The sequence below is a fragment of the Helicobacter saguini genome, assembly GCF_000762875.2.
Classification (GTDB): Bacteria; Campylobacterota; Campylobacteria; order Campylobacterales; family Helicobacteraceae; genus Helicobacter_A; species Helicobacter_A saguini.
In genome coordinates this window covers 1-11,476 of record NZ_JRMP02000015.1, presented here as the reverse complement: position 1 = coordinate 11,476, position 11,476 = coordinate 1, and the positions used below count along the sequence as shown (strand labels likewise).

At 36.7% G+C, this 11,476-nt stretch carries 8 protein-coding genes; 6 read left to right on the top strand and 2 right to left on the bottom strand.

Translation table 11 applies throughout. The features are described 5' to 3' along the window. The first annotated feature begins 85 nt into the window (after positions 1-85). The 3 genes from LS64_RS08915 to folE all read left to right on the top strand — a co-directional run bounded on the left by LS64_RS08915 (position 86) and on the right by folE (position 3,893). Positions 86-1,210 carry an acyl-CoA dehydrogenase family protein gene (locus LS64_RS08915; protein WP_052062572.1) on the top strand — a complete coding sequence of 375 codons (1,125 nt, stop codon included), beginning with the start codon at positions 86-88 and terminating at the stop codon, positions 1,208-1,210. A gap of 65 nt (positions 1,211-1,275) precedes the next feature. Further along, positions 1,276-3,096, top strand: a complete 1,821-nt coding sequence (locus LS64_RS13345; RefSeq protein ID WP_237416258.1) for an MBOAT family O-acyltransferase — start codon at positions 1,276-1,278, stop codon at positions 3,094-3,096. A gap of 248 nt (positions 3,097-3,344) precedes the next feature. Beyond that, positions 3,345-3,893 (top strand): GTP cyclohydrolase I FolE, encoded by a 549-nt coding sequence (gene folE / locus LS64_RS08905; protein WP_034574311.1) that lies wholly within the window; start codon positions 3,345-3,347, stop codon positions 3,891-3,893. A 7-nt stretch (positions 3,894-3,900) separates the two neighbouring features. Here the strand turns inward: folE and LS64_RS08900 are convergent, their stop codons facing one another. Next, a complete protein-coding gene (locus tag LS64_RS08900; RefSeq protein WP_034571728.1) occupies positions 3,901-4,224 on the bottom strand; it encodes a hypothetical protein in 324 nt (107 codons plus the stop codon). Between the two features lie 241 nt (positions 4,225-4,465). Between LS64_RS08900 and LS64_RS08895 the strand changes: the two genes are divergently transcribed. Both LS64_RS08895 and LS64_RS08890 read left to right on the top strand, forming a co-directional pair. Continuing rightward, positions 4,466-5,878: a S41 family peptidase gene (locus LS64_RS08895; RefSeq protein WP_034573978.1), complete on the top strand. Its 1,413-nt coding sequence runs from the start codon at positions 4,466-4,468 to the stop codon at positions 5,876-5,878. 207 nt (positions 5,879-6,085) lie between these two features. Then, positions 6,086-7,408: a lytic transglycosylase domain-containing protein gene (locus LS64_RS08890; protein ID WP_237416259.1), complete on the top strand. Its 1,323-nt coding sequence runs from the start codon at positions 6,086-6,088 to the stop codon at positions 7,406-7,408. Between the two features lie 97 nt (positions 7,409-7,505). On the opposite strand, the gene LS64_RS08885 is transcribed toward LS64_RS08890, so the two are convergent. Next, positions 7,506-9,722 carry a carbon starvation CstA family protein gene (locus LS64_RS08885; protein WP_034573980.1) on the bottom strand — a complete coding sequence of 739 codons (2,217 nt, stop codon included), beginning with the start codon at positions 9,720-9,722 and terminating at the stop codon, positions 7,506-7,508. A gap of 240 nt (positions 9,723-9,962) precedes the next feature. Here LS64_RS08885 and LS64_RS08880 point away from each other — a divergent pair, with 240 nt between their 5' ends. Continuing rightward, positions 9,963-10,856 carry a tetratricopeptide repeat protein gene (locus LS64_RS08880; protein WP_034573982.1) on the top strand — a complete coding sequence of 298 codons (894 nt, stop codon included), beginning with the start codon at positions 9,963-9,965 and terminating at the stop codon, positions 10,854-10,856. Positions 10,857-11,476 lie beyond the last annotated feature (620 nt).

Genomic DNA, 11,476 nt, shown 5'->3' with positions numbered 1-11,476 from the left:
AAATGATAAAAAAATGATAAGATTTTAAGCATAAATTACAAATTTTATAAGAAAAATTTTTGAAAATTATTAAAAAGGCGAAAAAATGGAAACGAAAATTTCTAAAAAGTTACAAAATGTGATAGATTCTAGCCTAAAAGTTCAGCTAGATTCTATACATAATGATGGAATCTATCCGCGTGATACCTTGCAAGAAATGGCTAAAATAGGTGCTTTTTCTTTTTTTTTAGAATCTGGCAAAGATGGGCTTTTAGATTCTATATTAACGATTGCTCAAATTGGTCAAACCTGCGGTAACACCGCGTTTTGTGCGTGGTGTCAAAGTGTTTTAGCCTGGTATCTTTTCCGCACGAAAAATGAGAATGTTAAGGCTGAATTTTTTAGCAAGGTCTCAAGTGGTGAAATCCTTGGTGGCACGGGGCTAAGCAACCCTATGAAAAGCTATGCTGGGTTTGAAAATATGCTGCTAAATGCAAAAAAAGTTGATGGCGGATATGTGCTAAATGGGATGCTTCCGTGGGTGTCAAACTTGGAATCTAATCATATTTTGGGCGTGGTAGCAAAGCTTGATAAGCCTTATAATGTCGCTGGAATCGTGCTCTGTGACCCGCAAAATGCAAGCGTGAAACTGAAAGATACGCACTTTATCGCCCTTGATGGGAGTGCGACTAAAAGCGTGATTTTGAGTGATTATTTTATGCCAAATGCCCATGTGCTAGGGCTTCCAGCCGAGTCTTTTTTGCTAAGTGTAACATCTGGATTTTTGCTACTGCAAATGGGAATGGCACTTGGTAGCATTAATCTTTCGCTTGATTTAATAAAAAAAAGTAATGTGAAAAAGGGCGTTTTGAATAATTTTTTGCCTTTAAATGAGAGCAAACTTACCGCGCTTCGTGATGATTTTTTGCGTGAGTTAAGTGACCTTGCTACAAATTTTAGGACTTGTGATAGCGGATATTTACGCTCTATTTTGGAGCTGCGGCTAAAGGCTAGCAGGCTTACTTTGGATGCGGCACAAACTGCGATGCTGCATGCTGGCTCAAGTGGCTATCTAGCGCACTCTTCGCAAGAAAAGCTGCTTTTAGAATCTTATTTTGTAGCAATCATTAGCCCATCAATTAGGCATATTTTAAGCGAGCTAGATTCCATAGATAAGGGCAATGGCGCGGCAAAAAGATGGAAAGACACCGCTATGAATTTTAGGGAGTAAATTCTATAAATTACACAATTTTTCGCTAAGATTTTGGTTTTATTTTGAGCTTTTTAAGGAAATTTATGTTATTTAATTCTTATCAATTTATTTTTATCTTTTTGCCGATTACTTTTTGTGTTTATTTTTTGCTAAATCATTATAAGAAATATGCGTTGGCTACGGGCTTTTTGGCGTTTATGAGCGTGGTTTTTTATGCGTGGTGGGAGTATAAAAATGTTGCATTATTGCTAATTTCTATAAGTTTTAATTATTTTATTTCTGGGCTAATTTTAAGGGCAAAAGATTCTATGCAAATTTCGCAAGATTCTAAGAATCTAGATTCTAAACACTCCCAAAAAATAAAAAACAATCGTGGTAGATTGTTGCTTATCATCGCTTTGATTTTTAATATAAGCCTGCTTTGCTACTTTAAATATATGGACTTTTTTATAGAATCTTTTAATGCTTTGTTTCACACAAATATCGCACTTTTGCATATAATCTTACCGCTTGGTATTAGCTTTTTTACCATAACTCAAATCGCGTATTTGGTGGATTGTTATGAAGGTCGCGCAGTTGAGCGAAATATCATAAATTATGCACTTTTTGTAACATTTTTCCCGCATTTGATTGCCGGTCCTATTTTGCATCACGCAGAGATGATGCCGCAATTTTCGCAGTTACGCAACAAGATTCTAAAGTATGATAACATCGCACGTGGGCTTTTTATTTTCAGTATCGGCTTGTTTAAAAAGGTCTTTATCGCCGATAGCTTTGCAAAATGGGCGAATGCTGGTTACGCCGCGCTAGATTCTGGCGTGACTTTGAATATCTTTGAATCTTGGGCGACTTCTTTGTCTTATACCTTTCAGCTTTACTTTGATTTTAGCGGATATTGTGATATGGCTATCGGTCTTGGGCTTTTGTTTAACATTGCGTTACCGATTAACTTTACCTCGCCTTATAAATCTTTGAATATTGCGGAGTTTTGGCGGCGATGGCATATTACGCTAGGACGATTTTTGCGTGATTATATCTACATTCCGCTTGGTGGTAATCGCAACACTTCCGCTTCTATGCTAAATAAGATTCTAACGCTTCGCAATCTTTTTATCGTGGCGTTTATCAGTGGCTTGTGGCATGGCGCTGGTCTTGGCTTTGTGATTTGGGGAATCTTGCATGGAGTCGCAATGTGTATTCATAGAATCTATCGATATTTTTTAGAATCTATGTTTGACATTCATTTAAAAGATTCTAAAATTAATGTGAATTATTTGACAGATTCTATAGAATCTAAGTTGCAAGATTCTAAAATGGAATCTAAAATAAATAAAGTAGGTTCTAATTTACAAGATTCTAAAATAGATTCTAAAGAAAACACAGAATCTAATTTTATAAATCCTAATCGCCCACCCACCACCCTTTTAAGTGAAAACATAGAATCTAACCAAACATCCACCGCCCTACAAAATAATAAGCCTAAAAGCCCAAAGATTCAATCCTTTTTAGAATCTAGATTCTATAAGATTCTATGTTGGTTTATCACATTCAACTTTATAAATATCACGTGGATTTTTTTCCGCGCGGAAAAGCTAGATACAGCCCTAACGCTAATCAAAAATATGTTTTTTATAAATGCCATAAATATAGAATCTAAATGGTGGAAAAATAGCCAAATTTTCGCGGATACAAGGGATTTTAGGACGCTTATTTATATGTTAGTGTTTGCACTTTTGCTAGTTTTTGTTTGCAAAAATTCTATCACATTGCTAAAAAATTTTAATCCGCAAAAAAATGCACTCACATTTTCAGGTTATCTAGCGTTTATTTGGGTGCTTTTGGGCTATTCACTCTACAAAATGCTGTTTTTTCAATATAGTGAATTTATTTATTTTAATTTTTAAGAGCAAAACGCGATATTTAAGCTATAAAAAAAATCTTATTATTTTTAAATTGCTAAAATACCTAACAAACACTTTTCTAATATTGTACTTTTAGGATTCTATAAGAGATTCTAAAAAAACAAGGATTCTAAAAAAAAGGCGAAATTATGGAATCTAAACGTATAAATTCCAAAAAAGATTCTAAAAAACGCAATAAAGAATCTAGCAAAATAGATTCTATAGAATCTAACAAATCTTACAAAGAAAGTATAGAATCTTATTTTGAAAATCTATGCCAAAAAATCGGCGAAGATTCAAAGCGAGAGAGCCTAGCAAAAACGCCAAAGCGGCTAATGGATTTAAATGATTTTCTTTATAGTGGCTACAACGCCGATGTTAGCGAGATTCTAAGCCACACATTTAATGAATTTGATGGCGTGTTTAACGAGATGGTTATCATTAAAGACATCGAGTTTTACTCAATGTGCGAGCATCATTTGCTGCCCTTTTTTGGCAATATTTCTATCGGCTACATCCCGGATAAAAAGGTCGTTGGCATCTCAAGCCTTGCCAAACTTGTCGAGGTCTTTGCCAAACGGCTGCAGATTCAGGAGAATTTGACAAAGCAAATCGCAGATAGCATTATGGAATCTTTAAAGCCAAAGGGCGCGATGATTGTGTGTGAGGCACTCCATTTGTGTATGGCGATGCGAGGGGCGCAAAAGCAAAACGCCAGAATCTTAACATCCGCCGTTCGCGGCATTTTCCAAAAAGATTCTAAAACCCGCACAGAATTTATGCAGCTAATAAAAAAATAGATATTACCTATTTTTTCTTAAATGTAGCAGCTCTACCTGTCACACGAATAATGTCTTTGCCAAAAGTCTTTGAAATAATCTCGTAACGAGGCAACAAGATTGTATCACATTTATTATCAGTAATCGCCTTATTTAGCAAAGTCTGTGTCATATTCAAATTCTTTGGGTCATAAGGCATTTCTGTGGTGATAACATCCCCCACATCAAAATCACTCCCATTAAACTGCACGATATAGCCAACATTAGAATCTACTTTTGTCCCTACAAGTTTTGAACATCCACTAAAAAAGACAACGCAAGCACAACCAACACAAAGTAACATTTTTTTCATTAAAAAATCCTTTTTAAAATAAATTAAAAAGTAATTATATAAAAAAAAAAAAGCTGTCAATAGTTTTTCTTGTTTTTCATTATAATAAAAGCAAAATTTTGCATTTTAAATTCCGCATTATATTTTATACATTATTTTATGATACAATTTTAGCTTTTATATTTTTGCGAAATGTTTTGCGATTTTAAAGCGATTTTAAAGCGAATGCAAAAGTTACAACACTCGCAAGAAAAGGACAAAAATGAAAAAGTTTAATTTTTATATTCTATCTGGTGTGCTTAGCAGTGCGTTGCTTGTGGGTGGTTTTGCTTTGACGCAAAGTGAGAATCTAGGATTTAGCAAGGGCGAAAATATCCAAGTGATTGCCGCAAATGATGATAAGCAAGATTCTAAAACGCCTAAGAAAAAATTGACGAAAGCTGAACGTGACTACGCTTTGCAGAAGTTTATGGCGGCTGTAAATGTCGTGGAAAATAACTATGTGAGCGATTTGGATACCGCGGAGGTCATTGACAAGGCGATTTCTGGTATGCTTAGCAACCTTGATGCGCACTCAGCGTATTTGCAGCAAAAGGACTACGAGGACTTGAAAACTAAGACTAGCGGCAGCTTTAGCGGCATAGGCATACAAATCGGTATCAAGGATGGTGCGCTCACGGTCATCGCCCCGCTTGATGATACCCCCGCAAAAAAGGCTGGGATAAAAAGCGGCGATATTATCCTTAAAATCGATGATAAGCCAACCCTTGATATGAAAATCGATAACGCCGTCTCGCTTATGAAAGGGAAAAAAGGGACAAAAGTTGTCCTTACAATCATTCGAAGTGGCGAGCCAAAACCGCTAAAATTTGAAATAAAACGCGATGAAATCAAGGTAAAATCCACATTCGTATCCAAAATCGAAGACACAAACTACGCATATTTACGCGTGGCGACTTTCGACCAAAATGTAACGCAAGAGGCACGAAAGGGCTTAAAACAGCTAGGGAAAATCGATGGAATAGTCCTTGATTTACGCGGGAATCCGGGCGGTTTGCTAGACCAAGCGGTATCACTTGTGAGCCTTTTTGTCAAAAGCGGCGTGGTTGTGAGTGAAAAGGGGAAAACCGAAAATATGGAGCTAAAAGTAAGCGGTGGTGCGGACTTCCCAGACGTCCCTTTAGTCGTTTTGGTAAATGGCGGTAGCGCGTCAGCTAGTGAAATCGTAGCAGGGGCATTGCAGGACTACAAACGCGCGATAATCCTAGGAGAAAGCACCTTTGGCAAAGGCAGCGTGCAGAAAGTCCTGCCATTTGGCAACAAGGGTCAAGAGGCGTTGAAGCTAACCGTGGCAAAATATTACTTGCCGACAGGTCGCAGCATTCAAGCGGTAGGCATTAAGCCTGATATTATCGTAGCGGAGGGCGAAGTGCCACTGGGAAACGAAAATCAGCTTGAGTTTAAAGAGGCGGATTTGAAGCGGCATTTGAAAAATGAGCTAGCAAACGCAGATTCTGCGGATTCTAAGGGGGCAGATTCTAAAGATTCTAAAAATACTGAATCTAGTGATAATAAAAACATAACGCAAAGTATGATTGTAAAAGACATCCAATTGAAAAGCGCTATTGATGTGCTGAAAACCTGGGGCGTCATCGGTGTTAAAACCGCTAAGTAGATTCTATAATAAAAAACAAATCTACATTAAAATATATTTTTAAGCAAAATACCTAAAATTTATTATGTGTTATAGTATTTATAAATAAGTCTTTGCTAAAAAAATCATTAGAATTTTTCTAGATTCTAAAAAATACTAAATTATGGAATATTTTTTGTTAGTCTTAAGATTTTTGTATAGAAATATGGAAATTTTAAAGGATTTATATTGAGTCGTGTTAAATTGTTGTTATTGTGCTTTGTAGCTTTTATGGGTGCTAAATCTATTGATTCTCATATCTTAAAAGATTCTAAACTTATAAAAGATTCTAGCTATCTTGATTCTATCAATCATATAGAATCTAAAACCCCGCAAAATAGCGTATTTGACGAGCCTGCAACACCTAAAAACACGATAGATAACACAATAGAATCCGCCGATGATTTTTCAATCGATTTTAACGAATATAGTATGCTAACGCCCATAAATACGCAGGTTATCAATCGTTTTAATGAGGAGACGATTAGTGCGTTTAGCATTCCTACCGAGTATATCGCCACTTTGGAGAAAGAGGAGCGGCTCATTGCCTTTGACACGCGTAAATGGCAGTATCTAAGCCGCAAGTTTGACAATGGCTACGAGTTTATACCCATTTTGCGAAAAATGCTTTTTGACGCGGATATTCCGCAAGAGTTTTTATTTTTAGCAATGGCTGAATCTGAGTTTGACGCGCGCGCTTTGAGTGTGAAAAAAGCGGCTGGAATCTGGCAATTTATGCCTGCTACTGCACGCGAGCTAGGGCTAAAAATCAACGACTACATCGATGAGCGCGCCGACCCCATTAAAAGCACGGCTGCGGCAATTCGCTATTTGCAGTATTTGTATAACGCCACAGGCAAGTGGTATTTGGCTGCGATGGCGTATAACTGCGGTCTTGGGCGGCTAAATCGCGCGATAAAAGAGGCTGGGAGCGATAATGTCGAGGTTTTGCTAGATGAGGAGGCGCAGTATTTACCGCTTGAGACACGCGATTATTTGCGTAAAATTATCTCAATGAGCCTTGCCTTTAGCAACGCGCACGAGCTAAAGCAAATGGATAAGGAATATATGCTAAATCGCGGCGCGGCAGATTCTATCGTGGTCGTAAGTGTGAAGTCGGGCAACTCGCTAAAAAACATCGCAAAAGGCGCGAATATGAGCGTAGATTCACTAAAAAATTATAATCGGCATTTTAAATACGACTTTGTTCCGCTAGGCAGCGGCGATTATCAAGTCTATCTGCCTTATGAAAAGCTAAGCTACTTTAAACAACACTTTAAAGATGTAGTCGAAGTCACGAGCCTGCAAGCCACATACATCGTAAAAAAGGGCGATACACTCTCATCCATCGCACGAAAAAACAACACAAGCGTGGATAAACTAAAATCGCTAAACAAACTAAAATCTAACAATCTCTCAATCAATCAAAAGCTACTAATCCCGCTAAAGCCCATAAATATTATCACTAAAAATAAGTATGCTAAGTCAAAAACAGCTACCAAAAAGAAATAAAATTTACATAAGATAAATTTAAAAATTTAATTTATCATAACTTTTTATAACAAGATTCTATCATTCATAGAATCTTAAGTTTAGAATCTACCAACGATTACGCGTTATTTGGGGCGGGGTAAGTCTCTTCGCGCAACGGGTAAGCGCATTTTCCTTCACTGCATTGACGGGCTATGCGGATTGATTGTATCAATACTAGCAAGGTTACAAACATAAAAAATGCGCATAAAATTGCATTTAGTGTGTTATTTACCACGCCTTGCTTTAAGATTGCTATATCTTTTTTCACGCTAGCGATTTCTTCACCTCGCAGTTTTTCTAATGTGGCTGAATCTACGCCCACGCCTTCACTCTCTGTGTTAGAATCTAAAGCGTTAGATTCTAAAGTCGCCGCTGCTTTTGGTAATATAGCTCCAGATTCTAAGTCCGCAATTTTAGATTCCATAGCAGCGATTTTTGCCGGGGCGTTTTGGACAAATGCTACGTGGCTTACCGCATCATGCACCCTTTCACCATTTGCAGGTAAGATTTTTTGCACACCAGCATATAAAGTCGCTATTAAAACAAATGCCGCCGGCGCAGCCACCACCCACGCAAATTTCCCTTTGCCCATTTTGAATAATATCGCCATAACAAGCAACAACGCCATTGCAGCAAGCATTTGATTACTAACGCCAAATAGTGGCCATAGCGAGTAAATCCCGCCTTTTGGGTCAATTGCCCCTTGGTATAAAAAGTAGCCCCATCCAGCTACGCACAAGCCTGTAGCAAATAGCGAAGCAGGAATAGATTCTAAATTCCCTAAAGGTTTATACACATTGCCTAAAATATCTTGAGCCATATACCTACAAGCACGTGTGCCAGCATCCACAGCGGTTAAGATAAATAACGCTTCAAACAAAATCGCAAAGTGATACCAAAAATCCATTGACGCGAGTGAAAATATCGGCACTTTTGAAATGATAGTCGCTAGTCCTATCGCAAAAGTTGGCGCACCACCGGTTCTGCTTAATATCGTTCGCTCTCCTATAGAATCTGCCATACCGCTAATATCTGCCGGATTTACTACAAAGCCCCATTCACTAATGGTTTTTGCCGCTCCAGCGATGTCGCTACCTATAATTGCCGCAGGAGAGTTTATGGCAAAATATAAGCCAGGCTCTAAGATACACGCCGCTACAAGTGCCATAATAGCGACAGCAGATTCCATAAGCATCGAGCCATAGCCTACCATTCGCGCGTGTGTTTCATTCTCTAGCATTTTAGGCGTAGTCCCTGAGCTAATTAGCGCGTGAAAGCCGCTGATTGCCCCACACGCAATGGTTATAAATAGAAAAGGGAAAAGCTTACCAGCAAACACAGGACCTGTGCCATCGATGTATTTTGTGATTTTTGGCATTTGCAAGTCGGGGGCTACGATTATTATGGCAATCGCCATTACCACAATTACGCCGATTTTAAGAAATGTGCTTAAATAATCGCGTGGAGCTAACAATAGCCACACAGGCAAAATCGCCGCAATAAAGCCATAAGCAATAATAATTAAGGCTAAAGTCGTCTCCTCAAAGTGAAAATACTCCGCCCAAACAGGATTATCCGCGACAACAGAGCCATAATAAAGTGCAAGAAGCAACAAAATAAAGCCGATGATACTAGCCTCACCTACGCGTCCAGGGCGTAAAAATCGCATATACACACCCATAAACATCGCGATAGGAATAGTCATAGCAATCGTAAAAGTCCCCCAAGGAGAATCCGCTAACGCCTTAACCACGACCATTGCCAAAATTGCAATAATGATTAGCATAATGCCAAAAATGGCAAGCATTGCAAAGCGACCGATTGTATTGCCCATTTCTTCTTTTATCATTTCGCCTAAGGAACGACCATTGCGGCGAGATGAAATAAAAAGCACGACAAAATCATGTGTCGCTCCAGCCAAGCACCCACCAACTAAAATCCATATCATAGATGGTAAATAGCCCATTTGCGCGGCAAGTATAGGACCTACCAAAGGACCAGCGCCCGCAATCGCGGCAAAGTGATGCCCAAAAAGCACCGCTTTATGCGTAGGGACGAAGTTTTGCCCATCATTGTGATAGACCGCAGGAGTGATGCGATTTTTATCCAAGCCTAGCACACGATACGCGACAAACGCGCTATAAAAGCGATACGCAATCGCGTAAATACAAATAGCAGCGATGACAAGATAGAGTGCGGAGATTTTCTCGCCCTTATGCAGTGCCAACACGCCAAAACAACAAGCCCCAACAATAGCTATAACAAGCCAGATAATTTTACTAAGCGGCTTCATACTCTTCCTTTTTTGCAGTTTGGTATAGAATCTAGATTCTATAAACCTTTATATATCATATAAAAAAAACTAACTTTTGCAATAAAAAGTAACAAAAAACAAAAGAAAAATGTAAGAGTGTTTAGAAATGTAGCAAAATTACATATTAGAATCTAATTTTTAAGATTATGAATTTATGTGAAAAATTGTAACTTTTTAAAGGAAAATTAATTATAATATATGCTTTTTAAGGGGCTATTAATGTTTAGAATCTTGTGTGTATTTCTCATATTTTGCATTGTTTTAGTAGCGGATAATTTAAATAAAGATAACAAAAAAAATAAAATTTACGTGCAAAATGAATATATAAGTGAGAAATCTAAAATAGATGATTTTAAGAAGCAATGCGATAATAATGGTAGGGAAAGTTGCGTGTGGCTTGCTGGCTACTATCTTTATGGCAAGGATAATGTAAAACAAAATGTGCAAAAAGGATTAGAGCTATATAACAAAGCCTGTAATTTAGACTTTAAAGAAGCGTGTGAAGCGTTGCATACTATATATTTTGATGGTAAAAACGAATTAAATATTAAGAAAGATTTTAACAAAAGCTTTTATTATCTAGTAAAAATCTGTAAATTAGAATCTAAAAAATGTCCTAATTTTAAGCCAAATAAAGATTTTAAAAACTACATAAATGCCTGTGATAAAGACTTTGGATGGGCTTGTTATTATGTGGCGATAAGCAAAAATGATATAAATTTGTATGAAAAAGCTTGCATTCTTAATGAGATAAAGGCTTGTTTTGATTTAGGTAGTATGTATGAAAGTGGAAATGGGCTGCCACAGAATATTAGCAAGGCAAAAAAGTATTTTAAAATCGTGTGTGATAAAGATGATAGCTACATCGTGTGTAGTGAAAATAGGGATGCGATATATGGTAGTAAAGATGGTGTAAGTGCTAATTTTACACAAAAAATGCAAGTGGCGATGGAAAAATGTGCTAAAAATAATGCTATGGAGTGTTTTAATTTAGGGACATATTATTATAATGGTGATAATGTTACAAAAGATTTTCAAAAAGCAAAAGAAAATTTTAAAAAATCCTGCGACTTAGGCTATAAAACCGCCTGTGAAGCTTATAATGATATGTAAGAAATGGCTTAGAATAAGTTAAATTAGATTCTATATTTTTAAATTCCCAACACCATTTTTTATAAACAATAGAATCTAGATTCTATTTGAATGCGAGAGCAGAATGGTTTTAAGCAAGTCTAAAGGCAATTTTTAAGCTTTCTTTAAGATTTTGAATAACATAAAAAAAGCTATATGTATATAAAAAATTGAAAATTTTTACATATATATATCATTTTTTTCAAAATTTATGATATAGTTTTGCTTATGAAAAATGTAGGTAGTGATTTTAAGGATTAAAAAGTTTATGAGTAAAAAGGATAAGGTTAAAGAAAATATATCCATTCATAAGGCTTTTTTAATGCTTTTTGTTACTTCTATTTTTGGGATTGTTGGCTATGCTATGATTAATATGAATAAGCTAGAAAATAATCAAATATGGGTCGGTGGTATTGTCATTGTGGCTCTTTTGGTTGGTTCTTATTTTATTCACAGGAAATATAAGAAGTTAGTTGATTATTTGGGAGATTTAGTAAGCTTTCACACTTATAAATCTAGCATAAACTTTTTTTCTAGAATCTTCTACATTAGAATCTAAATGTTTATCACTAAGATTAGTGTAAAAAATCATATAGTCTTTT

Coding starts and splice junctions, on each gene's coding strand:
- LS64_RS08915 (WP_052062572.1), top strand. CDS start 86: ATGGAAACGAAAATTTCTAAAAAGTTACAAAATGTGATAGATTCTAGC.
- LS64_RS13345 (WP_237416258.1), top strand. CDS start 1,276: ATGTTATTTAATTCTTATCAATTTATTTTTATCTTTTTGCCGATTACT.
- LS64_RS08900 (WP_034571728.1), bottom strand. CDS start 4,224: ATGAAAAAAATGTTACTTTGTGTTGGTTGTGCTTGCGTTGTCTTTTTT.
- LS64_RS08895 (WP_034573978.1), top strand. CDS start 4,466: ATGAAAAAGTTTAATTTTTATATTCTATCTGGTGTGCTTAGCAGTGCG.
- LS64_RS08885 (WP_034573980.1), bottom strand. CDS start 9,722: ATGAAGCCGCTTAGTAAAATTATCTGGCTTGTTATAGCTATTGTTGGG.
- LS64_RS08880 (WP_034573982.1), top strand. CDS start 9,963: ATGTTTAGAATCTTGTGTGTATTTCTCATATTTTGCATTGTTTTAGTA.